At 35.0% G+C, this 25,944-nt stretch carries 28 protein-coding genes; all 28 read left to right on the top strand.

The genetic code is table 11. From position 1 onward, the window contains the following. The first annotated feature begins 5 nt into the window (after nucleotides 1-5). Nucleotides 6-863, top strand: a complete 858-nt coding sequence (locus EWU22_RS01155; RefSeq protein WP_130924061.1) for an aldo/keto reductase — start codon at nucleotides 6-8, stop codon at nucleotides 861-863. Continuing rightward, a complete protein-coding gene (locus EWU22_RS13435; protein WP_231962573.1) occupies nucleotides 857-1,624 on the top strand; it encodes a glycosyltransferase family protein in 768 nt (255 codons plus the stop codon). The genes EWU22_RS01155 and EWU22_RS13435 overlap by 7 nt, the downstream gene beginning before the upstream one ends. Then, the gene (locus tag EWU22_RS13430) at nucleotides 1,624-2,931 is read left to right on the top strand and encodes an aminotransferase class III-fold pyridoxal phosphate-dependent enzyme (protein ID WP_231962571.1); all 1,308 of its coding nucleotides are present in this window, start codon (nucleotides 1,624-1,626) and stop codon (nucleotides 2,929-2,931) included. Before EWU22_RS13435 ends, EWU22_RS13430 begins: the two co-directional genes overlap by 1 nt. Before the next feature lie 24 nt (nucleotides 2,932-2,955). Beyond that, entirely contained in the window at nucleotides 2,956-4,143 is a 1,188-nt protein-coding gene (locus tag EWU22_RS01145; protein ID WP_109324552.1) for an N-acetyl sugar amidotransferase, read from the top strand. Continuing rightward, a complete protein-coding gene (hisH, locus tag EWU22_RS01140) occupies nucleotides 4,144-4,761 on the top strand; it encodes an imidazole glycerol phosphate synthase subunit HisH (RefSeq protein WP_130924060.1) in 618 nt (205 codons plus the stop codon). Then, nucleotides 4,761-5,546, top strand: coding sequence for an imidazole glycerol phosphate synthase subunit HisF (gene hisF / locus EWU22_RS01135; RefSeq protein ID WP_130924059.1), 786 nt, complete (start codon nucleotides 4,761-4,763; stop codon nucleotides 5,544-5,546). The genes hisH and hisF overlap by 1 nt, the downstream gene beginning before the upstream one ends. Before the next feature lie 15 nt (nucleotides 5,547-5,561). Next, entirely contained in the window at nucleotides 5,562-6,122 is a 561-nt protein-coding gene (locus EWU22_RS01130; RefSeq protein WP_130924058.1) for a GNAT family N-acetyltransferase, read from the top strand. After that, nucleotides 6,119-6,979 carry a methionyl-tRNA formyltransferase gene (locus EWU22_RS01125; protein WP_130924057.1) on the top strand — a complete coding sequence of 287 codons (861 nt, stop codon included), beginning with the start codon at nucleotides 6,119-6,121 and terminating at the stop codon, nucleotides 6,977-6,979. Before EWU22_RS01130 ends, EWU22_RS01125 begins: the two co-directional genes overlap by 4 nt. Before the next feature lie 7 nt (nucleotides 6,980-6,986). After that, complete coding sequence (gene pseI, locus EWU22_RS01120) at nucleotides 6,987-8,030, top strand: pseudaminic acid synthase (protein ID WP_130924056.1); 1,044 nt, start codon at nucleotides 6,987-6,989, stop codon at nucleotides 8,028-8,030. Next, on the top strand, nucleotides 8,030-9,325 hold the full coding sequence (locus EWU22_RS01115; protein WP_130924055.1) for a DUF4910 domain-containing protein: 1,296 nt from the start codon (nucleotides 8,030-8,032) through the stop codon (nucleotides 9,323-9,325). The genes pseI and EWU22_RS01115 overlap by 1 nt, the downstream gene beginning before the upstream one ends. Next, nucleotides 9,312-10,316 (top strand): hypothetical protein, encoded by a 1,005-nt coding sequence (locus EWU22_RS01110; RefSeq protein WP_130924054.1) that lies wholly within the window; start codon nucleotides 9,312-9,314, stop codon nucleotides 10,314-10,316. The genes EWU22_RS01115 and EWU22_RS01110 overlap by 14 nt, the downstream gene beginning before the upstream one ends. A 1-nt stretch (nucleotide 10,317) precedes the next feature. Then, nucleotides 10,318-10,872: a GNAT family N-acetyltransferase gene (locus EWU22_RS01105; RefSeq protein ID WP_130924053.1), complete on the top strand. Its 555-nt coding sequence runs from the start codon at nucleotides 10,318-10,320 to the stop codon at nucleotides 10,870-10,872. 20 nt (nucleotides 10,873-10,892) lie between these two features. Then, entirely contained in the window at nucleotides 10,893-11,987 is a 1,095-nt protein-coding gene (locus EWU22_RS01100; protein WP_130924052.1) for a hypothetical protein, read from the top strand. Beyond that, entirely contained in the window at nucleotides 11,980-13,173 is a 1,194-nt protein-coding gene (locus EWU22_RS01095) for a sulfotransferase family protein (RefSeq protein ID WP_130924051.1), read from the top strand. Before EWU22_RS01100 ends, EWU22_RS01095 begins: the two co-directional genes overlap by 8 nt. 23 nt (nucleotides 13,174-13,196) lie before the next feature. Continuing rightward, nucleotides 13,197-14,951, top strand: a complete 1,755-nt coding sequence (locus tag EWU22_RS01090) for an LIC12162 family transferase (protein ID WP_130924050.1) — start codon at nucleotides 13,197-13,199, stop codon at nucleotides 14,949-14,951. Nucleotides 14,952-14,964: 13 nt separating this feature from the next. After that, nucleotides 14,965-15,762, top strand: a complete 798-nt coding sequence (gene cysQ / locus EWU22_RS01085; RefSeq protein WP_130924049.1) for a 3'(2'),5'-bisphosphate nucleotidase CysQ — start codon at nucleotides 14,965-14,967, stop codon at nucleotides 15,760-15,762. A gap of 3 nt (nucleotides 15,763-15,765) precedes the next feature. After that, a complete protein-coding gene (locus tag EWU22_RS01080; RefSeq protein WP_130924048.1) occupies nucleotides 15,766-16,188 on the top strand; it encodes a DUF2061 domain-containing protein in 423 nt (140 codons plus the stop codon). After that, complete coding sequence (gene cysC, locus EWU22_RS01075) at nucleotides 16,175-16,759, top strand: adenylyl-sulfate kinase (RefSeq protein WP_130924047.1); 585 nt, start codon at nucleotides 16,175-16,177, stop codon at nucleotides 16,757-16,759. Before EWU22_RS01080 ends, cysC begins: the two co-directional genes overlap by 14 nt. 121 nt (nucleotides 16,760-16,880) lie before the next feature. Next, a complete protein-coding gene (locus EWU22_RS01070; RefSeq protein WP_231962569.1) occupies nucleotides 16,881-17,396 on the top strand; it encodes an acyltransferase in 516 nt (171 codons plus the stop codon). A gap of 66 nt (nucleotides 17,397-17,462) precedes the next feature. Next, nucleotides 17,463-18,683: a glycosyltransferase family 4 protein gene (locus tag EWU22_RS01065; protein WP_130924045.1), complete on the top strand. Its 1,221-nt coding sequence runs from the start codon at nucleotides 17,463-17,465 to the stop codon at nucleotides 18,681-18,683. A 3-nt stretch (nucleotides 18,684-18,686) separates the two neighbouring features. Next, on the top strand, nucleotides 18,687-19,436 hold the full coding sequence (locus tag EWU22_RS01060; RefSeq protein WP_130924044.1) for a class I SAM-dependent methyltransferase: 750 nt from the start codon (nucleotides 18,687-18,689) through the stop codon (nucleotides 19,434-19,436). A gap of 37 nt (nucleotides 19,437-19,473) precedes the next feature. After that, nucleotides 19,474-20,256 carry a glucose-1-phosphate cytidylyltransferase gene (gene rfbF, locus EWU22_RS01055; RefSeq protein WP_130924043.1) on the top strand — a complete coding sequence of 261 codons (783 nt, stop codon included), beginning with the start codon at nucleotides 19,474-19,476 and terminating at the stop codon, nucleotides 20,254-20,256. Beyond that, on the top strand, nucleotides 20,241-21,314 hold the full coding sequence (gene rfbG, locus EWU22_RS01050) for a CDP-glucose 4,6-dehydratase (RefSeq protein WP_130924042.1): 1,074 nt from the start codon (nucleotides 20,241-20,243) through the stop codon (nucleotides 21,312-21,314). Before rfbF ends, rfbG begins: the two co-directional genes overlap by 16 nt. Next, nucleotides 21,311-21,763, top strand: coding sequence for a dTDP-4-dehydrorhamnose 3,5-epimerase family protein (locus tag EWU22_RS01045; protein WP_130924041.1), 453 nt, complete (start codon nucleotides 21,311-21,313; stop codon nucleotides 21,761-21,763). Before rfbG ends, EWU22_RS01045 begins: the two co-directional genes overlap by 4 nt. 5 nt (nucleotides 21,764-21,768) lie before the next feature. Further along, complete coding sequence (locus EWU22_RS01040; RefSeq protein ID WP_130924040.1) at nucleotides 21,769-22,725, top strand: NAD-dependent epimerase/dehydratase family protein; 957 nt, start codon at nucleotides 21,769-21,771, stop codon at nucleotides 22,723-22,725. Nucleotides 22,726-22,791: 66 nt separating this feature from the next. After that, nucleotides 22,792-24,060, top strand: a complete 1,269-nt coding sequence (locus tag EWU22_RS01035) for a hypothetical protein (protein ID WP_130924039.1) — start codon at nucleotides 22,792-22,794, stop codon at nucleotides 24,058-24,060. A gap of 84 nt (nucleotides 24,061-24,144) precedes the next feature. Beyond that, complete coding sequence (locus tag EWU22_RS01030; RefSeq protein ID WP_130924038.1) at nucleotides 24,145-24,909, top strand: glycosyltransferase family 2 protein; 765 nt, start codon at nucleotides 24,145-24,147, stop codon at nucleotides 24,907-24,909. Nucleotides 24,910-24,947: 38 nt separating this feature from the next. After that, entirely contained in the window at nucleotides 24,948-25,943 is a 996-nt protein-coding gene (locus EWU22_RS01025; protein ID WP_130924037.1) for an NAD-dependent 4,6-dehydratase LegB, read from the top strand. Nucleotide 25,944 lies beyond the last annotated feature (1 nt).

Here is a 25,944-nt window from a genome sequence, read left to right as displayed (position 1 = left end):
AAGCAATGTCAAAATTGATATTGGGAACGGTACAGTTTGGTCTAAATTATGGCATTAATAACTTAAATGGCCAAACTGCGGAAGAAGAAGCGTTCAAAATACTGGATTTTGCTTTTCAAAACGGAATTTGTCGATTAGATACTGCAGCCAATTATGGAAATGCCGAAGAAGTGCTAGGGAGATATTTCACAAAGTGGCCATCCAAAAAATTTGAAATTATTACCAAATTTAATTTGAATGGAAGAACATGTGAGGATTCATTGAAATCAAGTATTGGTAAACTTCAAGTTGATTCGGTCAACTCCATGATGTTTCATTCTTACTCAGATTACCAAAATAGTAAAAGTCAAATAGTGCCTCTAAATAGAAAATTTAAAGGTGAATTTTATAAAAAATTAGGTGTTTCAATTTATACTAATGATCAATTGAAAGCAGTCATTGAAGATCCAGAAATAGATTTAATTCAAGCTCCTTTTAATTTATTAGATAATGAAAGTTTACGTGGGGATTTATTTTTGAAAATTAAAGAGGCAGGGAAAGAACTTCATACAAGATCAGTTTTTCTTCAAGGTCTATTTTTTAAGGAAATAAACACGTTTCCTGAAAAGCTAAAATCATTAATTCCATCAATTCAACTACTTCTTACCCTTGCAAAAAAGAATCATATTTCTGTAAATGATATGGCCATAGCCTATGTATTATCGAAAAAATACATCGATGGAGTATTGTTTGGAGTAGATAGTTTAGAGCAAATGGAACAAAATGTTCATAATGCATCAACGGTTCTTTCTGAAGAAACAATTCAACATATTGATGCCATCAAAATATTGAACGTTGATTTATTAAATCCTTCCTTATGGTAAGTGAAAAAGTCATTATATTAACTCAAGCGAGAATTGGAAGTACGAGATTTCCCCAAAAAGTTTTAAAGAAAATTGGAGAGGAGAGTTTACTTTCAATTCATCTGAAAAGACTGAAAAAGTCAGAGAATGCGTCAAAAATAGTTGTTGCCACCACGTTTGAAAATGAATCAGATAAAATCGTGGAAATAGCAATGCTAGAAAACATAGAAGCAGTTAAAGGGTCCACTGATGATGTTCTTGATCGCTTTTATCAAGCCGCCAAAAATGATAAGCCAGACTTTGTTGTTCGAGTTACTTCAGACTGCCCATTGATTGACCATCGATTAATTGATCAAGTTATAGAAATGACCGTTCAAAATAACCTTGATTATGGGGCCAATATTTTGGTTGAAGAATTTCCAGATGGACAGGATATTGAAGTAATCAAATGGTCCGCTCTAGAAAAAGCTTGGCTTGAGGCGAAACTGCCATCTGAACGGGAGCATGTTACACCATACATCAGAAAAAATACGGATTTCAATGGTGGAACCTTATTCAAAGCGATGAATTTTCCAGCAAATGCAAATTATAATCAAGTTAGAATGACTGTGGATGAGCCTTCCGATTTGGATACCATCACTTTGTTGATCTCTAAACTTGGATTGGATGAAAGTTGGAAGACATATGCCGATTTTATTGTTGAGAATCCTAAAGTATTTGAAAATCAAAAAATTGTTCGAAACGAAGGATATATTAAATCCTTAGAAAAAGATGATAAATAATGGGGAAAGGTCAAGAATTATATAAAAAAGCTAAAACACTCATTCCTGGAGGAACCATGTTGTTGTCGAAAAGACCAGAAATGTTCTTACCTGACAATTGGCCTTCATATTATAGCAAGGCAAAAGGGTGTAAAGTATGGGATCTTGATGGTAAAGAGTACCTAGATATGTGCATTATGGGTATTGGTACTAATACCTTAGGATATGGCAATGATGAAGTAGATGCAGCTGTTATTCAAACCGTCCAAAATGGTAACATGAGTACGCTCAATTGCCCTGAAGAAGTTTGGTTAGCTGAAGAGTTAATTCAAATGAACCCTTGGGCACAAATGGTTCGATTTGCTAGAAGTGGAGGCGAGGCAAATGCCATAGCTATTCGAATTGCTAGGGCGGCTTCAGGAAAGGATAAGGTCGCAATTTGTGGTTACCATGGTTGGCATGATTGGTATTTATCTACTAACCATAACCAAGGCGATGGATTATCAGGGCACCTTTTGCCAGGTTTAGATCCTTCGGGTGTCCCCAAAAATCTGAAAGACACCGTTTTCCCTTTTCATTACAATAACATAGAAGAGTTGGAAAACTTGATTAAGAATCAAGATATCGGAGTGATTAAAATGGAAGTTGTCAGAAATTTCGGCCCTGAGGATAATTTTCTTCAAAAAGTTCGAGATTTGGCCACAAAACATCATATAGTTTTAATTTTTGATGAATGTACCTCCGGATTTAGAGAGACCTATGGAGGGATATATAAAAAATATGGCGTCGAACCAGATGTAGCTATGTTTGGCAAAACAATTGGCAATGGCTATGCCTTAACAGCTGTAGTAGGCAAGAGAGAGGTCATGGAAGCAGCTCAAAAAACGTTTATAAGTAGTACATTTTGGACAGAGAGAATTGGCCCAACGGCTGCCTTGAAAACCTTGGAAGTAATGAGGCGAATAAAGTCTTGGGAAATCATTACCGAAAATGGTTTGAAGATGCAGAGAGGATGGAAAAAGTTAGCAGATAGTCATCAACTGAATATTTCAATCTCAGGTATTCCTTCACTTTCTACGTACTCATTTGCAGGAGAAAATGCATTAAAATATAAAACCTATCTCACGCAGGAAATGCTAAAAATGGGTTTTCTAGCAAGTACCAATTTTTATGCCTCCGTAGCACATGAAGAAGCACATTTTACTTCTTACTTTAATGCTCTGGATCAAGTATACCGTGTAATTTCTGAATGTGAAAAGGGTCAAAAAAACATCAATGAATTATTAGAGGGCCCTGTTTGTCATGCAGGATTTAAACGACTAAATTAAATTTCATATTTAAAAAATATTCTAATGAAAAGGTGCACCAAATGTTTACTCCCAGAAACTCATGAATCAATTTCTTTTGATGAAATGGGAGTTTGTAGTATTTGCAGACAAGTCGAATTTAAGGAAGGAAAAATTGATTGGGAATCAAGAAAAAAGGATTTGTCTGAACTTATCGAAATGCACAGGGGCAAATATGATTACGATTGTATCGTTCCATTTAGTGGTGGGAAAGATAGTGTTTGGACATTATATTATTTAATGAAAGAGTTTAAAGTCAAGCCACTGGTAGTTCGTTTTGATCATGGTTTTCTAAGACCAAACTTAAATGAAAACACCATCAATGTACTAAGAGGTCTAGGAGCTGATTTTATTTCATTTACTCCCAATTGGAAAGTAGTGCAAAAATTAATGTTGCAAAGCTTTTTAGAAAAAGGAGATTTTTGTTGGCACTGCCATACTGGGATTTTTTCATACCCCATGCACATTGCTATAAAATATAAAGTACCGCTTATATTTTGGGGCGAGCCATCAGCTGAATATACTTCCTATTACAGCTATGATCAGCCTGAAGAAGTGGATGAAAAAAGATTTAATCGTTTTGTGAATTTGGGAATTACGGCCTTAGATATGGCTGTGAGATTAGGAGGTGATTTGGATGAAAGAGACTTTAAACCATATACTTATCCTCCTTTGAAAGAGCTGAGAGCCCTTAACTACAAAAGCGTTTGCCTTGGTTCATATATACCTTGGGATGTAAAGACTCAATCCAAAATCATTATGGATGAATTGGGTTGGAAAGGAGATTTGGTTGAAAATGTACCTCCTCAATACAATTACGAGAAGATTGAATGCCACATGCAGGGAGTTAGAGATTATATTAAATACATTAAGCGTGGATATACTCGACCAACTGCCTTGGCATCCATCGATATTCGTCATGGAAGATTAGATAGGGAAGATGGAGAGAAAATGATCGATGAATTTGAAGGCAAAAAACCGGCAAGCTTAGAAATCTTTCTTGAAATGGTGGGGCTAACTGAAGCAGAATTTTTTGAAATTGCCCAGAGTCATACTGTTTCGCCTTGGAAGCTAAATGTTTTTGAACAAGAAGCAGGAGCTAAGCTACCAGACTTCAATCAATGGACAAGAAGTGGCAAAATGGATAGATCAGAAGCGGATGTGCAAATTGAAAATTGGAGAAAGTCTCAATAGATGATTGGAATTGTCGATTATGGAATGGGGAACTTATTATCCGTATTCAATGCTTTTGAATACCTGGGGCTAAGCGTCAAAATTTGTAGTAAACCAGAAGACTTAAGTCAGGTAGATCGAATTGTGTTGCCTGGAGTTGGAGCTATCAGTCAGTGTATATTAAAATTGAATGAAAGTGGTTTTACGGAAGCTCTAAACGAACAAGTTCTCCAATTAGCGAAACCTACTCTTGGTATTTGTTTGGGGATGCAAGTGATGGCAAAGCAGAGTTTTGAAGGTGGTACACATACATGCTTAGGCTGGTTTGATGCAGATGTTGTTCGTTTAAATCCCGGAAATTCGACCCTGAAAGTACCCAACATAGGCTGGAATACCATTCAGTTTGACAAGCAAATACCCTTGTTTAAAGGATTACCCGAAAATTCGGATTTCTATTTAGTTCACTCCTACCAAGTGCAGGTTCGTCATGAAGCGGAAAGAGTTGCCACCTATCAACATGGGGAAACGGTTACTGCTGCCATTATGAAGGATAATATTTTCGCTACTCAGTTTCATCCAGAAAAGAGTCAAGATTTAGGATTAACGGTGTTAGAAAATTTTATAAACTGGAAACCCTGATGTCTAAGAAAAGATTGATACCCAAATTGCAATTAGCAACCAGCAGAAATAATCCAAATAAATTAGTTGTGGTCATAACTAAGCAATTTGGCGATAAAATAGAAATAGGTGATCCCGTATCTCAATCAAAAATATTTCAAGATCAATCAGCCGATGAATTAATTTTTTTGAATATCGAGAGTAATACCAATAATATCAAAACACTTAGTGAAGTAATTGCTAAGGTTTCAGAAGAGATTTTTATGCCGATGACCGTAGGTGGAGGTGTAGCCAGTGACGATGATTTTCGTTTATTATTATCTCATGGGGCAGATAAAATTTCTATTAATACCAAAGCGGTTGAAAGTCCAGAATTTATCACAGAAATGTCGAATAAATATGGTGCTCAATGTGTGGTAGTCAGTATAGATTACAAAAAAGAGGCAGATGGAAGTTTTCAAGTATACACTCAAGGAGGAACTCTTGCTACAGGAATAGATCCTATTCAGTGGGCCATCCAAGCTGAAGCGTTGGGTGCAGGTGAATTACTTTTGACTTGCATAGACCATGATGGAATGAGGAATGGCCTTGAACTACAAGTTCCCAGTAGCCTAGTACAACAGGTGAACATACCTGTTATTTGTGGTGGAGGATGCGGTTTAGCGAAGCATTTTTCAGATGCATTCCTCCTAGCGAACGTAGAAGCAGTTTGCGCAGGGTCATTTTTTGCCCACCGTGATCAGAACCTCATTCAAACACGTTCTCAAATATTCAACGCGGGAGTTGAGATTCGAATGCAAAATTGAAAATTTAGATTGTTGATGGGTAGAGAATATAAAGCATTTAAAAAACAAGTATTTACCAAAGGTCCTTTTCAAATAGTTCCAATTCGAGATAAAGATCAATTGGATATTATGAAGTGGAGGAATGAGCAAATTTATCATTTGCGACAAAATAAACCACTGACGGAGCAGGAGCAGAGGAATTATTTTTCAAATACCATCTCCAATCTTTTCAATCAAGATCAGCCCAATCAGATTTTGTTTTCATATTTGGAAGGCGATACATGCATAGGATATGGCGGACTAGTTCACATCAATTGGATGGATAGAAATGCTGAGATTTCCTTCATCATGAATACAGAATTAGAAAAGGATAATTTTGAAAAACATTGGTCAATCTATTTAAATTTAATTGAAGAAGTAGCATTTGAAGAACTGCAGTTGCATAAGATTTATGTATATGCATTTGACCTGAGACCGCATTTATATACCGTTTTAGAGCTTAATGGATTTATCAAAGAAGCGGAATTAAAGGAACATTGTTATTTCAATGACGCATTTAAAAGCGTCATTATTCATTCAAAATGGAATAAGCTATGAGGTTAGGCTTATTAGTAAGTGGAGGACTTGGAGCGGAAATTCTAATAAAAATTGGGGAGATCCATGATATTGTTTTCGTCTTTACTGATAGGCATTCCTTGGAAATTTTGGATTATGCTAATCTTCATTCAATTCCAATTTTTGTGGGAAATCCAAGAAATGAAAAGACAAGTACCTTTATTAAAGATAAAAGTATTGATGTCCTAGTTTCAGTTAACTATTTATATATTATTGATAATCAACTAATTGGACATCCTTCTAAATTTGCAATTAATATTCATGGGTCATTACTACCGAAATATAGAGGTAGAACGCCTCATGTTTGGGCTATTATTAATAACGAATCTGAGACAGGGATTACAGCACATGTGATAGATGAAGGTTGTGATACTGGACCCATATTAGAACAAATCCAAGTTAGAATTGAATCAGAAGACACAGGCAATTTGATTTTGGAAAAATATAAAAAACTCTATTTTCCCATATTGAAAGATGTTCTTACTAAAATAGAATCTGGTTCATATCAATTGACGCAACAGGACGATTCATTAGCCACCTATTTTGGGAAAAGGACTCCAGAGGACGGTCAAATCAATTGGAATTGGCAAAGGGAAAGAATTAGAAACTGGGTGAGGGCTCAGGCATTCCCATATCCTGGGGCATTTTCTTATTTACAAGGGAAGAAATTAATTATAGATGAGCTGGTATTTGCTGAGAGAGGATTTCATTTTGATCAACCCAATGGACAAATTATTTCTGTTAATCCAATTTTGGTGAAAACACCCAATGGCGTTGTACAATTGAAACAAGTAAGACCTTTTGACCTAACCATTCACATTGGAGATATTTTAAACTAATTAGTACATGAAGATAGGTTCTTTTGAAATTAGTGCGCAATCAGGTGTTTTTATCATAGCCGAACTTTCAGCAAACCATAATGGTAGTCTTGAAGTAGCTATTGAAACCATTAAAGCTGCAAAACGTTCGGGTGCGGATGCTATAAAATTACAGACGTATACAGCTGATACGTTGACCATCGATTGCGACCATGAGGATTTTGTATTGCGGTCTAATTCCATTTGGGATGGTAGAACTTTTTATGATTTGTATCAAGAAGCATATACTCCATGGGAATGGCATGAGGCTTTATTTAAAGCAGCAGCAGACGAAGGATTAATTTGCTTCTCTTCTCCCTTTGATAAAACGGCAGTCGATTTTTTAGAAAACTTACATACTCCCGCGTATAAAATTGCTTCTTTTGAAATAACCGATATTCCCTTGATTGAATACGTGGCTTCTAAACAAAAACCAGTCATTATTTCTACGGGAATTGCCACTGAAGAGGATATTTCTTTGGCTCTAGATGCTTGTTATCGAATGGGAAATAGAGATATTGCCTTACTCAAATGTACTTCTAGTTATCCCGCTCCCATTGAAGAAGCTAATTTAATGATGGTACAAGATTTAGCTAATCGATTTGATGTTATTTCGGGCTTATCTGATCATACTTTAGGTAGTACAGCACCTGTAGTTGCCACGGTATTTGGAGGTAAAATTATTGAAAAACATTTTATTCTAGACCGATCAATTGGTGGACCTGATGCTTCTTTTTCTATGAACGAAGAAGAATTTGCACAGATGGTAAAAGCTGTGCGAGAAGCCGAAAAAGCGATTGGACAAGTAGATTATCGGTTAACGGAAAAACAGGCCAAGGGTAAAGATTTTAGTCGCTCTTTGTATGTGGTTGAAGATGTAAAAGCAGGTGAAGTATTTACGGAGAAAAATGTGAGAAGTATTAGGCCCGGTTTTGGACTGCATCCAAAATATTATGTTAGTGTCTTAGGGCAAATTGCAACAATGGATATTTCTAGAGGAAGTAGATTAGAAGAAGCTATGTTTATTAAATAATGATGAATTTAGGAATTAAAAAAATAGTAGAAGAAATTTTCCCTTTTAGAAGGATGATTAATTCTATTGGAATGGATAAAGCATTTGAAGTGGTAAAAACGTATTTGCCAGATTTAATTGTACATGAATATCAACCGAATGAAGCTGCTGATGATTGGGAAGTGCCTTGTGGCTGGGAATTAATTAAAGCTGAAATAAGAGATATAAATGGGAAGTTAATCGCTTCTGATAGGGATTCTCATTTAATTGTAGCGGCATATAGCGAGCCTGTTTCAGGCATATTTTCTAAGGAAGAAATTTCGAAGCACGTGAGATGTCATCCCATATTGAAAGATGCCTATTTTATGGAACATAGAAATGCCTATAATTACAGTCTTGTTGATTGGGGAATCACGTTACCACAACAACTTTGGGATTCGATGCCAGATGAATCTTATTCCGTAGTAATCGAGGTTGAAAAAGATTTCAACAGATCAATGAAAGTGGGTGAGTACACCATTATAGGACAGACAGATCATATCATTTCTTTTACAGCACATATAGATGAATTATGTAACGACAATTTATCAAGTTGTGCAGTTTTAATAGAGATGTTTAAAAGTCTTTCAAAGAATAAAAATTTCAAACCTTATTATACCTATCAACTTTTACTGATTCCAGAAGTTATAGGTACTTTTTTTTATGTGAGAAATAATATGGATGTTGTTCGAAGAACAAAATCTATGATTAATTTAGAAACTGTTGGAAGGGGTGAAGAATGGTTAATAAAGCAATCATTGCGTGGGGATAATTATATAGATAAGCTGATGATAATTGCTTCAGAACATATTCTAAAAAATTACAAGGTAACGAATATGTTTGGAGGATATGGAAATGAGGAAAGGGTGTATGAATATCCAACTATAAAAATTCCAAGTGTAGCAATACAAAGATTTCCTTTTGATGAATACCATTCAAGTCATGACACTCCAGATAAACTTTCAGATGAGTATCTAAATCAAGCACTTGATTTTGTGAATTACTTAATTCAATTAATTGAACAGGATTTTATACCAGAGTATACCCATATTTTGCCTCCTTGGTTGACTAAACATGGATTGTATTTTGACAGTAAAGACGAACCTGAATTATTTGAATTATTCATGAATCAAGTTCAATTTAATATTGATGGGAATAATTCATTAGTGGATTTATGTTTTAAATATAAAATTCCTTTTCAAACACTTCATAAATACCTCAGTCAATTTGTAGACAAAAAGTTTATTCAAAAGAAATCGACATATGAAATTTGGTAATATAAGTCATGTAATTTTATTGGGTGGATCAAGGTGTACTGCCGAGTTAGCACTATACATCAAACAATCGGGGATATTAAGGTTTGATTTATTCACTGCACCTCGTCAGCTTTCCGATATAATTTATCCAAGTGGATTAACTTTTGAAGGATATTTAAGGCAAAATGAAATTGAGTATATCGTTACCGAGGATATTAATCTTTGTGATTCATTTTTAAATTCAATTACGGAAAATAGTCTAGCAATTGGCTTAGGCGAAGCTTGGAGTTTTAAGCCAGAGGTAATTACACTTTTTGAAGGAAGACTGATTGACTTAATGGGTATCCGCTTGCCTCAATATCGAGGTGGGGCACATTATACTTGGCAAATTTTAAGGGGCAATAAGATAGGGGCTTGTAATCTTCAGGTCATCAATGATGAAATGATTCAAGGGGTTTTTGATTCAGGGGAAATTATTAAATTTAAAGAATATCTTTTCCCTAATGAGGCTAGAATTCCAGATGATTATTTTGCATTTGCGACATCCCAAGAAATACTTTTTATCAAGGAATTTATTGATGAAATTTCTGCTGGACACCATTTTCATACGTTTAAGCTCCAAGAGAATTTTAGTATGTATTTCCCAAGATTACATACCTTAAAAAATGCATTCATTGATTGGCAATGGGATTCCTTAGATATTGAAAAATTTGTTTGTGCTTTTGATGATCCCTATGCGGGAGTTAGTACCCAAATTAATGGCAAAATGGTACGTATAAAAAAAGCCCGCTTTGAAACGAATGATGGCCCATTTCATCCATTTCAATGTGGATTAATTTATAAAATTTATCAGGGGAATCTATATGTATCAACCCGACAGGGGACCATCATACTATCAGAAGTGAATGATACTTCAGGAAACGCTGTCATACACGAATTAAGAACAGGAGATCGCTTTTTTACGCCACAAGAGTGGATTGAAAATGGCTTGACAACCAAAATTGAATATTGATATGGAACCATACCACCATTTTATAGAAGGGTCTGGAATTTACTTACGTGAAGTAAGACTTTCAGATGTCAATGAAAATTATTACCAATGGTTAAATGACCCAGAGATAAACCAGTTTCTTGAAACTCGTTTTTTGCCGCAATCCATGCACAATATTGAGGAATTCGTTCGAAGCAAAGATGGAAATTCCAATGAGGTTCTTTTGGCAATTTGTGATAAAACATCTTCCATGCATATAGGAAATATTAAGGTGGGTCCTATTAATTGGATTCATCGTTATGCAGATGTAAGTCTTTTGATTGGAGATAAAGCCTTTTGGGGCAAAGGAATCGCTACAGAAGCGATCCAGTTGGTATCGCATTTTAGTTTTAATGTCTTAAACCTACACAAATTGAAAGCAGGTTGCTACGAAAAGAATGTGGGTTCCATGAAGGCTTTTGAAAAAGCAGGATTTGAAAAAGAAGGTTTATTGAAAAAATTATGGATGCTAAACGGCACTTTTCAAGACCAAGTTTTATTGGGGCTTTGTGCGGAGGATTTCCATCCAGTAAAGTGATTAACAGTATTAAATAAATAATGCAAAGTCAGGTTATATTTAGAGAAAACCCATCATTTGAAAAGCATTGGAATAACTTTATCTCGAAGAATTCCCATGTCAGTGTTTTTTACTCATTAGGATGGATGAAGTATCAGCAGCTTTATTCCGAAGATAGATTTGTTAAGGACCTGAGTTTTATTTTACTAGCCCCAGGCGAACACCCAATTGCCATTTGTCCACTTTATCTAGAAACTTATCAAGGTGTCAATCGATTTTCTTACAGGGGAGAATTTTTGGAAAGTCTTCGAACTCCTTTGATCGATCAGTCGGTCATCGAGATGCAAGGAAAAGCCATAGAAAAGGAAGCATTCGAAATAATAGAAAGTTTGGCAAAAGAACATCAAGTGAAAAAAATCAATTTTTTGATTGATCCACTATGTGCTATATATCTAAGTGAAAATTTTAATTACCTGACTAGAAATGGTTATTTGGATGTCTCTATCTCAACTCAAATTATTGATTTGAAGAAGACTAGAGAATTATTGTGGATGGAACTGAGGAAGTCATACAAAGCGCTAATCAATAAGGGAGAAAGAACCTATGAAGTGGTTATCATGGATGTAAATAATCCAGATTTTGCCCTCCACGAAAATTACAGAAATCTTCATTTCAAGGCGGCGGGAAGAGTTACTCGTCCCTTAGCTACATTCAATCAACAATTTGAAATGCTGAAAAATGATGAAGCTATGTTGCTTGGAATTAAGTATCAAGGTCAATTTGTGAGCTTCTCTTATTTTGTCCATTTAAATAAGACCGCTTATTATGCTTCGGAAGCAGATGATCCAGATGTAGAAGTACCATTGACATATGGGCCATTAAGCCAATGGAAGGCTATGGAATATTATAAATCAAGAGGTTGGGATTATATGGAATTAGATAATCAGCAGTTTGGGCCTCAATTTTTTGATTCACCCACAGATAAAGATTTATCTATTTCCATGTTTAAAAGAGGTTTTGGGGGGAAAACATTTCCTCTATTTAGAGGGGTCCGATATTTAGATCAAGAGCTAATGAAAAATGAGATACTAGAGCAAGCTCAAGGTTTAATACATGAATTAAGTCAACATGAATAAAGACAGTAATATGGTCCTGGTCACAGGATTGGCCAGAAGTGGTACTACCTTACTATCAGAATGTTTGGATCACCACCCAAACATTATGTGTATCGCAGATCCAATGAATGAGTTTTTTAAAGGATTCATGCGTTATGCCTATTTTCACGTGGAAAATGTGAAAAAAGATGTAGGGTATCCGATTGATCATTTTTTCTTTTCGGGCAGTAAAGAGGTAAGTCGATTTATTGATGAAACCGATTTTAATCATCCTATTCCTCCTTATTTAAAAGAAGAAATATTAGCCCGTATCGCTATTCGAGATGGAGAGTATTGTCCTGAAATTATTGAGCCACTTCAATATTGTAAGGCAACTACTTTTGATGGATTATTTCTCGAAATTTTGCAATTGTTGTTTGAGGCCTATGGACAACCTGGGACAACTTGCTTTGGGGTAAAAACTGCTTGGTGTGAGCAATTGCTAAAACCATTAGCTAGGACATTCCCCAACATGAAATTTGTTAACATATTGAGAGATCCTAGGGCTGTGATTGCGTCCAATTATCAGGACGAAGGTTCTCGTTTTCCTATATTTTTTAATATCAGAGATTGGAGAAAATCTGTCTATTATCAATGGAAGTTTGAAAATGATGATCTATTCATGAAGGATAGGTTTGTAGGTGTAAAATACGAGGATATCATATCAGATCCTGAAATAACCCTTCAAAAAATCACGAATCTATTAGGCTTAGATTATAGTTCTGAAATGATAAATAAAGGCTTTAAAAAGCCTAATTCGAGTTATCAGGTGAGTGAGGAATCAACAGGGATTGTGTCCGCTTCTAGAGATAAATGGAAAAAAGTGTTACCCCCTGAAATCATTCTTCAAACGGAGATTTACTGTGGTGCAGAAATGGAAATTTTGGGATATAGTTTTACAAATGAAAGTCCCTCATTAGACTATGATTCATTAGTGAATTTACAAGATAATGTATTCGAAACTTTATCGGGTTGGTGTCAAGATTTGGTGTCTAATAAAGAAAATTATGAAGGCACTTGGCATCAATTTAATATTCATCTAGAGTCAATCCGCTTACTCTTATTGCAAGGGAATAATACTCAATACGATACGAGTTTAGTAGCGGATTTTTTTTACCAATATGACTATTTTATTTGGCTTCGACAGCAAGGCAAAGATTCAATTTAATAGATTAGGATTAACAAAATTAAATGTCAAACAAACGAGTATTAGTAACAACAGCTGACGAGGAAACATGGCCCAAAGACGAACCTATATTATTTTTGGGAGAATGGTGTAGGCAATATCATCGAAAAGAAAGCTGGTCAATACTTGATGCTGAAGTGGTTTCTCCATATGGGCTAGAACCCGATCAAAAGTCCAAAGATCATCAGCTACTAATTAGTGTATACGAAGAATTACTGGATGAACTAAGTCATGAACTTAATAGGTTACACCAATGTAATCATAGTCGACGATATTGGGATATTGTGCTAGGGTATTGGCTTCAAAGATTTGTTAGTGTATGCATCAATAGATACCATGGTTTGATGCATGCGTTGGACCATTATGATATCAGTGAGGTAATTGTTTATGGGAATGATCAATACCGTTTGGCTACGCTAAATTCTTATGGATTTCAACTTGCCTTGTATAGTGATTTATGGAACCAGAATTTTTATAAAAGAGTATTAGATTTTAAAGGGATATCTCAAAGAAGAAGGGTGCCAGTGGAAGATGATTCGATCAGCTTTCAAAAATCTTCACCTTTGGTTCAGGAAAAAGGGGTTAAAGTAAGATTGAAACGTATATGGAAATCCGTATTTCGTTTTTTGATTCGAGATGATGATGCATTTATCATCAATAGCTATTTACCAGTTGGCCTGGCAGTCAAATTGCAATTAAGTTTAGGTCAATTTCCAAGTTTTTGGGAACAGCAAACGGTAGAGTCATGTGAATTTGATAATGAAATAAGGAGTAAGATTTCCTTTAATTATTCGGGCCATTCGGGTTTTGATTTATTCATTCGGCAAATTTTGTCCGAGTGTATTCCTACTTGTTATGTCGAAGGCTACAGTAGCTTAGTCGATTTTACTACCCAATTACCCTGGCCAAGCTCACCTAAATTTATTTTTACTTCTAACAATTTTGATACTGACGAGGTATTCAAAGTATGGACAGCTCAGAAAGTAGAGCAAGGGATTAAGTATTATGTAGGTCAGCATGGAAATTTGTATGGAACTTGGATTTATCACACCCATCAAATTCCCGAATATTCTACCTCAGATAAGTTTATTTCATGGGGTTGGGGAAGTGGAACATCTCATGTAGTCCCGGCCTTTGTGTTTAAAACGGCCAACTTTCCTGTTAGAGAAAAATGTTCAGGAGAAGGGATATTGCTGATAGAAAGAACAATTTATAATCGATTGGCTACTTATGATAGACATCTAAATCAGGAGATATATCAGCAAGAACAATTTAGGTTTGTAAGTGGACTTCATCAGGATTTAAAAAGTGAACTGAACATTCGACTGTCATATTATACCTTAGGTGCTTGGTGTGATAAACAACGTTGGCTTGATTTTGATCCCACTCTTCCGTACGATGCAGGGACAGTTCCAATTTGGGATTTAATCAATAAAAGTAAATTGGTAGTACATTCTTATGATTCTACGGGTATTCTAGAAACCCTTTCTTTAAATATCCCGACCATAGCATTTTTTGATCAATTTTATTTTGATGAGATTAATGAAGAGGCCCTGCCTTATTATGAGCTGTTAGAATCAGTAGGTATATTATTTAGAACAGCCGATGATGCAACAAAGCATATCAATGAGATTTGGGACAATTTAGACGCATGGTGGACGAGTCCGGAGTTACAAGTTGCCAAAAATAAATTTTGTCATCAATATGCTCGTCGAGTGGAAAATCCAGTCGCAACCATGAAAGAAATCTTACAAAGCTAAAATCAATTTTCTTTTGAATAAAACAGCAAATTTAAAAATTTCAATTCAGGCTGCTTTAGATGCTGGTATTGAAATCATGAAAGTTTACCTAGGAGATTTTGACTTTGATACCAAACCAGATGAGTCGCCATTGACGAAGGCAGACTTAGTTTCAAACCAAGTAATTAATCAATATCTAGTAGAAACTGGAATACCCATTATTAGTGAGGAGAACAAATTAGATTCTTTTGAACTTCGTCAAAATTGGCCAGTGTGTTGGTTGGTTGATCCATTGGATGGAACGAAGGAATTCATTAAGAGAAATGGAGAATTTACGGTCAATATTGCATTAGTAGAAAAGGGAAAGCCTACTCTTGGGGTGGTATTTGTACCTTGTACCAGAGAGTTATATTATGCGGATGTCGAAGCTGGTATTGCAGTAAAACGAGTGATCGAAGAAGATTTTTCAATGCCAGATGAGCTGTTCCCTCAATCTCAAATATTAAGTCGAAAGTCTCCCCGTTTTGATTTAATCAGAGTGGTAGGAAGCCGGTCGCATATGAACGATGAGACTACTCGATTTATTAATGAACTGAAAATTTCATATGATCAAGTAGAGGTCGTGTCTAAAGGGAGTTCTTTGAAATTTTGTTTAGTGGCAGAAGGGTTAGCAGATATTTATCCAAGGTTTGGCCCAACCATGGAATGGGACACGGCTGCGGGTCATGCTATTTGCAAAGCAATCGGATATAAAGTTATTGACAATAACACAAAAGAGGAGCTTAGATATAATAAAGAGAACTTATTAAACCATTATTTTATAGTACAGTAAAATATGAAGGATATTACACATTTACGCCATTTTAGTAAGTCCATTTCTTGGCGTGTGGTTGGTACCATAGATACGATTGTAGTCTCTTTTATAATAACTGGGGAGCCTTTACTTGGATTGAAAATTGGTATATCAGAAGTGATTACCAAATTATTATTATACTATGTGCATGAAAGAATTTGGTTTAGAATCAAATTCACTAACAGTAAACTTAGGCATTTAGTAAAATCCATTTCATATCGATTTTTCGGATCAGTAGATACATTTCTATTAGCTTGGTTTATTTCAGGTAATTCAGTGAGTGGAATGAAAATTGGGTTGACAGAAGTCGTTACCAAGATTATACTTTATTATATCCATGAAGAGGTATGGCATAAATTTAAATTTGGATTACCCCCAAAACAAGAATCAAATGAAAAACAATAACCTAGAACACTTTTACAAAATCAACAGACAGGATAAGAATGCTTTAAATGGACATTTGTCCAAAGTTATTTGGTTTACAGGCTTGTCTGGTTCAGGAAAATCAACTGTATCAGATCGAGTTCAACAGATTCTGCATGAATCAGGTGTACATACGTATATCTTGGACGGCGACAAAATCAGGATGGGGATAAATAAAGGACTTGGATTTAGTGAAGCAGATCGAGCAGAGAATTTGAGACGAGTAGCAGAGATTGCTAAACTGATGGTCGATGCAGGCATGGTAGTTTTGGCTGCATTTATATCACCTCTGAAAAAAGACCGATTAATGATTCGTGACATCATAGGTGAAGATGATTTTATTGAGGTTTTTGTCAATACAAGTCTAGAAGTTTGCGAAGAACGGGATATAAAAGGCTTATATAAGAAGGCAAGAAATGGAGAAATAGCGGAATTTACTGGTATTACAAGTCCATATGAAAATCCTGAAAACCCCGATATTGAATTGAAAAATGGGAATAGTATTGAGGAGTCTGTGTCCTTAGTTGTTGAGTATTTGAAAGGTAAAATTTAAGTAGGTCGTAGATGTAAAGAAGAAGGATTTGGTTTAACATATTTTATCTATCATATTTCCCACTTTTAAAGTTATTGAACAAAATAAATTGGTATTCATGAAAGAGGTGTTCAAATATCCTATGATACTTTTAAGAGCATTCAAGGATGATATCATTGATGGGAGAATTAGACTATCCATTTTTTTAGGACTGGCAAATTTATTGCCGGATTTATATGTATGTGGTTACATCAGGCCTTTTTTTTGGTGGGCTGCTGGTGTTAAAATTGATGTATTCGGATCAAGTTTTATTAGAAAAAATGTATGGGTTGATGTCCCCTCTAAACTCGAGATTGGCCACCATTTTCATGTTAATAGAGGAACAGTTATTTCAGCTCATGGGGGAATTAAAATTGGGGATCATGTGACTCTATCATTTTTAAATGGTTTACATACGATAGATCATTCTGCCGAAAAACCAGTTGTTTTGAAAATAGCTCCTATTGTAATTGGAGATAATTCAATTATCTATTCCCATTCCATTATTTTACCAGGAGTAACTATCGGGAAGAATGTGGTGATAGGAACTGGTGTTAGTGTCTTTTTTGATGTGCCTGACAACTCCAAAGTACTGGTTAATAAACCCAGAGTAATTTAATTCTGATTTGATATTGGGAATAGCCAAATCTTTTATTCTTGATTGAATCATTCTCTTTTGCAAAATATGAAAATCGCATTTTTTACTGAAAATTTATACAAGGGAGGATTGGACACGTTCTTAATTAATCTATTTAATGCCTGGCCAGATGAACAAGATGAATTAACACTTCTATGTAATCAGTCACATCCTGGTCTAAAAACTATTAAAAATCAAACAAGGAGAAAAATATCCATAGTGGAATACACGTATTTTTATACAACTTCCATGGCAATGGGTCAAAGCAGCTTTTCTATTAGCAAGTGGAAAATAGTCCGAGCTTTTTTTGTTTTAAGTTATCGTATGTTGGAATACATCATATTGTATCCATGGTATGTGTTGACATTAGCTATTAAATTTAGAAATAGTAATTACGATCGACTGATGGTGGTCAATGGAGGATATCCTGCTAGTTTATTATGTCGATCTGCAGCTATAGCTTGGAAATTTTCTGGAAAAAAGACAAAGGTGATATTTAATTTTCATAATTATGCAGCTCCTACTCAATGGTATAATGCTTATTTTGAGAATTTCATTGACAAGGAAGTAAATAAAGCCTCTTCTCATTTCATTAGCGTTACGCAACATTGTTTAAATAGTTTAAGGTTGAGATCGACTTTCAAAGACAGTCAAAAATTGCATTTTATTTTAAATGGAATAGAGAATCCAAATCCTCATCAATTTAGACCTATTGCACTTTCCCAGCGGCCCTATTGTTTGATGCTAGCTACGTATGAACCCAGAAAAGGACATTTGTTTTTGCTTCAAGCATTTAAAAAAGTAGTAGAAAAGCTACCGAGTATGAAGCTTAAAATTTATGGGTATTCGGGTAAAAAACATGAAATAGACCTCGTAACCAATGAAGTGAAAAGATTGGGATTGGCGGAAAATGTGGAGCTTCACGATTTTCATGACGATAAAATATCCTTACTCGCTCAAGCAGCCTTGTTAGTGGTTCCATCACAGTCGGAGGAGTCATTTGGGTTAACAATTATTGAAGCGATGGCCTTGGGAATACCCGTTGTTACAACAGATGTGGGTGGAATGCCAGAGGTTATGGAAGGAAGTGGTGCAGGAAAGGTATGTTCTGCGAAGAACTCCAATGAATTTGCAGATGCCATCTTACATATTTTACAAGATGCTAATCTAGTGGAAGAAATGGGAGAAAGAGGGATGATTACATTTGCAAATAAATATGATGCCAGTTTAATGGCTAAAGAGTATAATACTATTATTAAAGAAGCATAAATTATGAATCCAAGTTCAGAGGTTGAAAGCGAAAAGAACGTGCATTTTGCAGGCAAATACTTTGAAGAAATTGAAGAAATTTCAGAATCAGATAATTATTTTATTCCAGTTTTAAAGGAATTAGGGAAGGAAGTAGATTTGAAGAATTCAAAAGTACTAGATGTAGGATGTGGAACGGGTTTATTCATGAAGCATATATTGGACGTCGGATGTACTCAATGTTTTGGAGTAGATGGACATACTGATTTTGCGGACCTAGCCATTAAAAGGGGATATAAAGAAGTAAAACAAGTGGAAGATCTGAACGTCGACAAAATACCTTTTCATGATGATACATTTGATGTCATTGTTTGCAAAGATGTTTTTGAACATTTGTTAAATCCTACACATACGGTAGCAGAAATAAAAAGAGTACTTAAGCCAGGTGGAGTTTTCTTATTGCATGTCCCTAACCATTTTCCATTAAGTGCTAGGGTCAAATTTTTATTTACCAATGATATTGATACCTTCTCGTTTTTTAAAAATGAAAGTAGGTGGACATTCCCGCATATTCGATTTTATGAATTTAATGATACCTTAAAAGTGTTGGAGAAGTTTAATTTGTCACTTGTCAAAGATTTAAGTTATCATTTTGGTTCTATTCCATTCATTTCACGATTTGGATTTATGAAAGGTGTGGTGAAAAGTTTAACCAACAAGTACCCGAATCAATTTGCAGCTGGATTTACATTACTTGTTCGTAAAGGAGGTTGATATTTAAGACAGAATTAGTTAATTAAATTTTTATAATATGAAAGTTGTTATTCTTTGTGGCGGTCAAGGAACTCGAATTCGAGATGTAGCCGATAATATTCCAAAACCCATGATTCCAGTGGGGAATTATCCCATAGTTTGGCATATTATGAAATATTATTCCTTATTTGGACACAAGGAATTTATCATTTGCTTGGGTCATCAAGGGAAGGTTATCAAGGAATATTTTTTAAACTACCAAGTGAATACTTCCGACTTTACACTTCGGTTGGGGGATAAGGAATCGATTCAGTTTAAAAATAAAATTCAAGAGAGTGATTGGGAAATAACATTTGCTGAGACAGGGGAGAAGGCTATGACAGGTTCCCGCATCAGAAAAATCAAGAAATACATTGGGGATGATTCTCAATTTTTATTAACCTATGGAGATGGATTAAGTGATGTAGATATTAATAAACTTGTAGAATTTCATCATTCGCATGGTCGGCATTTAACCCTTACTGGAGTGAGACCTCCTGGTCGATTTGGAGAAATCATGTGTACAGATGAGGGAGTGATTTCGGAATTTAATGAAAAACCTCAATCTGCAGGTGGTAGAATTAATGGGGGCTTTTTTGTTTGTAATCGCGAATTATTTGATTATCTACCAGAAAATGATGATTTAGTTTTTGAAAAAGAACCCATGATGGATTTAGTCAAAGACCAACAATTGATGCAGTTTAATCACGATGGTTTTTGGCAACCCATGGATACCTATCGGGAATTTATCTTATTAAATGGTTTGTATGAAAACAACAATGCCCCATGGAAAAAATGGTAATGAATCAATTTTATCAAGGTAAACGAGTTCTCTTAACAGGGGATACAGGATTTAAAGGCTCCTGGTTAGCCTTGTGGTTACATTCAATGGGGGCAAACGTGCTAGGTTATGCTTTAGCTCCCACTTCAGAAGATGATCATTTTAATCTGTTGAACTTGGCGAATGATATTGAACATATTGACGGCAATTTATTAGATAGTCAATTATTGAATGATGTTTTTGAGCGGTTCCAACCCGAAATAGTATTTCATTTAGCTGCACAAGCGCTGGTTCGTCTGTCATATGATGACCCTAAAACGACTTTTGATACGAATGTATCAGGTTCGGTGAATGTATTGGAAGCTGTGCGAAAGACGAAATCAGTTAAATCATTGATTTACGTAACCAGTGATAAATGTTATAAAAACAATGAATGGATTTGGGGTTATCGTGAAAATGATGCTTTAGGGGGACATGATCCTTATAGTGCCTCAAAAGCTGCCGCTGAGCTTGTTTTTTCATCCTATATAGATTCTTTTTTTAGTAAGAATGAATCCATTGGAGTAGCCAGCGTACGTGCAGGTAACGTGATTGGTGGAGGTGATTGGGCTTTGGATCGAATTATTCCAGATTGCATCCGTTCTATTTCAAGAAATATCCCAATTGAAATAAGAAGCCCTAATTCAACAAGACCTTGGCAGCATGTTTTAGAGCCACTCTCAGGTTATTTATTATTAGGTCAAAGGCTATATGAATCGCCTAAGGAATTTAGTGGGGCGTGGAACTTTGGTCCAGAGTTTGGTTCAGTCAAAACTGTATTACAATTAGTAGAATCTTGTATCCAAGTATATGGTAGTGGAGAAGTAATGGTAGGAAAGACCGATGGCACAAAACATGAAGCAGGATTATTGCATTTGAATTGCGAAAAGGCCAAGCATGGATTAGCATGGCATCCAGTTTGGGGGTTTGAGCAAACAGTATTTCAGACCATCTCTTGGTACAAAGATTTTAAAAATGGAGCTAACCCAAGAGAAATCTCTATGAATCATATACGTAAATACTTAGAAGATAAAAAATGATAGAAGGAGTTAAAATTACAACCAAAAGAATTATCCCAGATGATCGTGGAAAGATCATGCATATCATGAAATCTTCAGATGAGCAGTTTTCGGCCTTTGGAGAAGTTTATTGTTCTACGGTTTACCCTGGAGTAGTAAAAGGATGGCATATGCATAAAAAAATGACATTGAATTATGTTGTTTTAAAAGGGAATATCAAGTTTGTCTTATATGATGATCGACCTGATTCTCCTACTTACCGTGAAATTCAGGAGTTTGTGATGGGAGAAAACCAATATGTCATGGTCACAGTTCCTCCTTTTGTATGGAATGGATTTAAAGGCATTGGTGTGGAAGAAGCATTTGTCATCAATTTTACAGATATCCCGCATGATGCAGAGGAAATAGTTCGAATGGATCCGCACGATAATGATTTAATTAACTACGATTGGTCATTAAAAGATAGATAACGCACATGAAAATTCTAATTACAGGAGCTAATGGGTATGTGGGTGCAAGGCTAGCTACTTATTTTGCCAAGCATGGGCATCAAGTCATTTCACTTGTCCGAAAATTAGAGAAGAAGCAGGTAGATTGGGCATCCCACATGTTTAATGTGATAGAAGGAGATATCAAGGAAGAAGCAACCATTCAACTTGTAGCTAATCAGGAAGCAGATGTGATTATTCATTTAGTATCACTGGATCATCGCCAATCAGAAGCAGACCCTAGTGTAGTAAATGAAGTGAATGTGCTGCCTACTTGGCGTTTATTGCATGCCTGTATCCCCAAGGGACTAAAGAAATTTATCTATTTTTCTACAGCTCAAGTTTATGGTGGAAAAATGACTGGTGAAGTAGATGAAACTTATGCCATCAATACCGGAAATATGTATGGATTGACGCACTTCCTAGGAGAAAACATTTGTCAACATTTTAATGCTAATTCAAGCTGCAATGTCATTTCTGTTCGACTTTCAAACAGTTATGGAAGTCCCGTTTTCGAAGAAAACAATTGCTGGTGGCTTGCCATTAATGATTTATGTAAGTCGGCATATTTTCAAAAAGAAATTAGATTATTGTCAGATGGTTCGCCACAAAGAGATTTTATTCATGGTGATGACGTTTGTCAGGCACTGGATTTGTTGATTGGATTAGAGGGCAAAATAAAGGATAACGTTTACCATATTTCTTCGGGTAATACTATTTCTTTAGTAGGCTTAGCTTGTAAAATCCAAGCGGTTTATGAAAGTCGTTTTGGGATTAATTTGCCGATTTATAATATCCATGGATTGGTTGATTCGAAACACGTCAATGAAATGCCTCCTCAATTTATAATCAGTAATCAAAAGCTTCAAAAACTAGGTTTTTTGCCTCAAATGACTTTAGAAGAAGGTATTAATGAATTGTTTACCTATTTCGAAAAAGGATGAAATATTACAGAGGTTTGAAAAAAGAAAAGTCCCAAATAAATCAGGAAAGCAGCTCTGAATAAAGGCATGAAACTCTTTAAAATAAATACTCAGACTTTTCAGATTCGGAATTCCTATTTCGTCTTATTTTTATTTATTTCTACCCTATTATTTCAAACAACAGGTTTGAAATACATTTGGTCATTGTTGACAATTTCCACATTTGTCAATTTATCGGTATTAATTAGTCTTCTTTTTATTTCTTTTTATGTAATCCAAGGGACTTCATTTTCTGTAACAACTTGGAAGCTGTATTTAATACCATCCATCATGATTTTTTTGGGAATGGCGGCTAATATTATTTACTATTCTTTTCAAAACATTAAAATTATTACTCAATTAGCGAATACTTTACCCTGGTTGTTTTGTCTTTCTATTCCCTATTTTATTAAGAAGAAGGCGATTGATGTTAAGCAGCTATGGAAATGGTATTATTATTTTTTTGTGATCATTAATCTGTTGAGTTTGTTAGAATATTATTCTATTTACTTAGGTAACTTGAATTTCCAATACATAGAAACTCCTTATGGCCCATTTCTAATCAATAAGTTTTCATGGCTTTATATGATGCCAGATGGATTACCCCATTTTCGGTATTATGCTTGTTTTTATGAACCTGGAACATTGGCCATGTTTTTATTGCCAGCAATCTCATATGCCATTTTTTATAAAAAATACATTGGTCTGATTATATTATTGGGGGCATTTTATTTTACATTTTCCTTAGGCGGCATGATCAGTTTATTTTTATTGGCATTAGTCATCATCTTTATCAGTTTTGCAAAAAATAAGAAATTCTTAATCTGGTCTGTATTCATTACTATTATCATGGGCATCGTTGGCTGGTGGAATTTACAGGATCAATTCATAACAGAATATGAGCAAAAGGGAAATTCAAGCGAAGTAAGGCAGATAAGTTTTTTAAAGACTATTGAGAATATTCCAGTGATGTTAGTGAAATATCCTTTTGGAATAGAACAAGCAGAAACGACTAGTGGACTTGAAAAAAATGAAAATTATATTCCTGCTAATTTTATTGTAGGGTATTATATCAATACGGGAGGTTTTTTAGCCCTATTGGGGTATTTAGTAGCAACAATAATGACGCTAATGATTTCAATTGGGGCAGTACTGAAGGGTAATTTATTGAAGGAAGAAAAGGTCATTTTCTCATCGTTGATCGTATTATTCCCATTTATTTTTCAAAGAAGTACTATATGGGAAAGTGGATTGTTTGCCTTGATGTATGCTCCATCTTTATTACTTTATATGAATAAATACAAGAGGATATTTTAAATGCTGGAATACCAATTAATCATCCGTTAATTCATTTAATTGAAAATAATTAATTGAAATTCTAAGCTATTTCAACCTAATTTTATGCCCTTAATTAGTATCATAGTTACTACATTCAATCGGGAATTATTATTAAAAGAAACGATTCTATCCATATTGGCTCAAAGTGTAGTGGATTTTGAATTAATCGTTGTAGACAACTTTTCTAATTATGATTTTTTGAAATTGATAGACTCTTTTAATGATAAAAGAATTAAATCAATTCAAAACCAAAATAGTGGGATTATAGCGGTAAACAGAAATGTAGGCATCCAAGCTGCCCAAGGTAAATACCTCGCTTTTTGTGATGATGATGACTTATGGGAGCCTAATAAATTGGAGTTGCAGCTTCCATTTTTGGAATCAAATTCAGCTGATTTAGTGTATTCTGGAACACTTTTATTTAATGAAATGGGCATGAATAAAATACATTGTTATCAACCAGTGAAAACATTGTCCCAATTTTTTGGATATAATCCTGTTACTTTATCAAGTGTGATTTTGAGAAATTTGAATGATATATCATTTGATGAAAACAGAGTTTTCGCTGGGATAGAAGACTATACTTTATGGATCAATTTGTGGATGCGAGGGTTTAAGTTTCATATGATTGAAAAGCCATTAGTGAGATTTCGAGTTTCCAGTACCTCATTTAGCAGTGTTTCTAGATCAAATAATGAATACAAAATCATCAAGTTTAAAATGTCATTATTTGCAAGATTATTAAGTTGGAAAGAAAAACTAGTTTTGCTGTATTTTACGAGTTTCAGTATAGCTCGTTTTATCCTGTTGAAATTATTAAGCAGGTAATTTTTCAAGTATCGAATTAAAATTAGACACAACATTTTATGAAAATAAAAAGTAAGGTATTAGTCACTGGCGCGGATGGTTTTATAGGAAGCCATTTAGTGGAATTATTATTAAATGAAGGATACCAAGTAAAAGCATTTGTGTATTATAATTCATTTAATAGCTGGGGTTGGTTGGACACATTACCTAAAGAAAAATTGGCTCAAATTGAAGTAATTGCAGGAGATATACGTGACCCTAATGGAGTCAGAGTGGCCATGCAGGGTTGCCAAGTTGTTTTCCATTTGGCAGCTTTGATTGCGATACCATTTAGCTATCATTCTCCAGATTCTTACATCGATACTAATATCAAAGGGACGCTCAATGTAATTCAGGCAGCTAGGGATTTACAGGTAGAACGGATATTGGTCACTTCAACTTCTGAAGTATATGGGACAGCAAAATACATTCCTATCGATGAGAATCATCCGAGACAACCCCAGTCTCCTTACTCAGCTTCTAAAATTGGGGCTGATTGTATTGCTGAGTCATTTTATCGAAGTTTTGATCTCCCTATTACGATTGTTAGGCCGTTCAATACCTATGGCCCAAGACAATCTGCTAGAGCGGTAATTCCAACCATAATTACTCAATTGTTAAATGGTGTAGAAGAAATACAATTAGGAGATTTAACCCCGACCAGAGATTTATTGTACGTGAAGGATACGGTTTCTGGATTTTTAAAAATAAGTTTGTCGGAAAAGCTTATAGGGCAAGATTGTAATATAGCGACACAATCTGAAATTTCTGTTGAGGCAATGGCCAATGAACTAATTGCACAAATTAACCCCAACGCTAAAATTAAAGTTGACGAACAAAGGTTACGACCTGAGAAATCAGAGGTTTTTAGATTATACGGATCAAATCAGAAAATCAAGGAGAATACAGATTGGACTCTAAGCTATGACTTTAAAGAGGGAATAGCAGAAACAATTGAATGGTTCAGAATACCTGAAAATTTGAGTAAGTACAAACACGATTTATATAATATTTAAA

This window comes from Aquirufa nivalisilvae, from assembly GCF_004307455.1.
In the GTDB taxonomy this organism is placed as follows: domain Bacteria; phylum Bacteroidota; class Bacteroidia; order Cytophagales; family Spirosomataceae; genus Aquirufa; species Aquirufa nivalisilvae.
This window is presented reverse-complemented; position numbering and strand designations above follow the sequence as displayed.

Bases quoted from the DNA above. Each gene is read 5' to 3' on its own strand.
- EWU22_RS01155 (WP_130924061.1), top strand. From the start codon at position 6: ATGTCAAAATTGATATTGGGAACGGTACAGTTTGGTCTAAATTATGGC.
- EWU22_RS13435 (WP_231962573.1), top strand. From the start codon at position 857: ATGGTAAGTGAAAAAGTCATTATATTAACTCAAGCGAGAATTGGAAGT.
- EWU22_RS13430 (WP_231962571.1), top strand. From the start codon at position 1,624: ATGGGGAAAGGTCAAGAATTATATAAAAAAGCTAAAACACTCATTCCT.
- EWU22_RS01145 (WP_109324552.1), top strand. From the start codon at position 2,956: ATGAAAAGGTGCACCAAATGTTTACTCCCAGAAACTCATGAATCAATT.
- hisH (WP_130924060.1), top strand. From the start codon at position 4,144: ATGATTGGAATTGTCGATTATGGAATGGGGAACTTATTATCCGTATTC.
- hisF (WP_130924059.1), top strand. From the start codon at position 4,761: ATGTCTAAGAAAAGATTGATACCCAAATTGCAATTAGCAACCAGCAGA.
- EWU22_RS01130 (WP_130924058.1), top strand. From the start codon at position 5,562: ATGGGTAGAGAATATAAAGCATTTAAAAAACAAGTATTTACCAAAGGT.
- EWU22_RS01125 (WP_130924057.1), top strand. From the start codon at position 6,119: ATGAGGTTAGGCTTATTAGTAAGTGGAGGACTTGGAGCGGAAATTCTA.
- pseI (WP_130924056.1), top strand. From the start codon at position 6,987: ATGAAGATAGGTTCTTTTGAAATTAGTGCGCAATCAGGTGTTTTTATC.
- EWU22_RS01115 (WP_130924055.1), top strand. From the start codon at position 8,030: ATGATGAATTTAGGAATTAAAAAAATAGTAGAAGAAATTTTCCCTTTT.
- EWU22_RS01110 (WP_130924054.1), top strand. From the start codon at position 9,312: ATGAAATTTGGTAATATAAGTCATGTAATTTTATTGGGTGGATCAAGG.
- EWU22_RS01105 (WP_130924053.1), top strand. From the start codon at position 10,318: ATGGAACCATACCACCATTTTATAGAAGGGTCTGGAATTTACTTACGT.
- EWU22_RS01100 (WP_130924052.1), top strand. From the start codon at position 10,893: ATGCAAAGTCAGGTTATATTTAGAGAAAACCCATCATTTGAAAAGCAT.
- EWU22_RS01095 (WP_130924051.1), top strand. From the start codon at position 11,980: ATGAATAAAGACAGTAATATGGTCCTGGTCACAGGATTGGCCAGAAGT.
- EWU22_RS01090 (WP_130924050.1), top strand. From the start codon at position 13,197: ATGTCAAACAAACGAGTATTAGTAACAACAGCTGACGAGGAAACATGG.
- EWU22_RS01080 (WP_130924048.1), top strand. From the start codon at position 15,766: ATGAAGGATATTACACATTTACGCCATTTTAGTAAGTCCATTTCTTGG.
- cysC (WP_130924047.1), top strand. From the start codon at position 16,175: ATGAAAAACAATAACCTAGAACACTTTTACAAAATCAACAGACAGGAT.
- EWU22_RS01070 (WP_231962569.1), top strand. From the start codon at position 16,881: ATGATACTTTTAAGAGCATTCAAGGATGATATCATTGATGGGAGAATT.
- EWU22_RS01065 (WP_130924045.1), top strand. From the start codon at position 17,463: ATGAAAATCGCATTTTTTACTGAAAATTTATACAAGGGAGGATTGGAC.
- EWU22_RS01060 (WP_130924044.1), top strand. From the start codon at position 18,687: ATGAATCCAAGTTCAGAGGTTGAAAGCGAAAAGAACGTGCATTTTGCA.
- rfbF (WP_130924043.1), top strand. From the start codon at position 19,474: ATGAAAGTTGTTATTCTTTGTGGCGGTCAAGGAACTCGAATTCGAGAT.
- rfbG (WP_130924042.1), top strand. From the start codon at position 20,241: ATGGAAAAAATGGTAATGAATCAATTTTATCAAGGTAAACGAGTTCTC.
- EWU22_RS01045 (WP_130924041.1), top strand. From the start codon at position 21,311: ATGATAGAAGGAGTTAAAATTACAACCAAAAGAATTATCCCAGATGAT.
- EWU22_RS01040 (WP_130924040.1), top strand. From the start codon at position 21,769: ATGAAAATTCTAATTACAGGAGCTAATGGGTATGTGGGTGCAAGGCTA.
- EWU22_RS01035 (WP_130924039.1), top strand. From the start codon at position 22,792: ATGAAACTCTTTAAAATAAATACTCAGACTTTTCAGATTCGGAATTCC.
- EWU22_RS01030 (WP_130924038.1), top strand. From the start codon at position 24,145: ATGCCCTTAATTAGTATCATAGTTACTACATTCAATCGGGAATTATTA.
- EWU22_RS01025 (WP_130924037.1), top strand. From the start codon at position 24,948: ATGAAAATAAAAAGTAAGGTATTAGTCACTGGCGCGGATGGTTTTATA.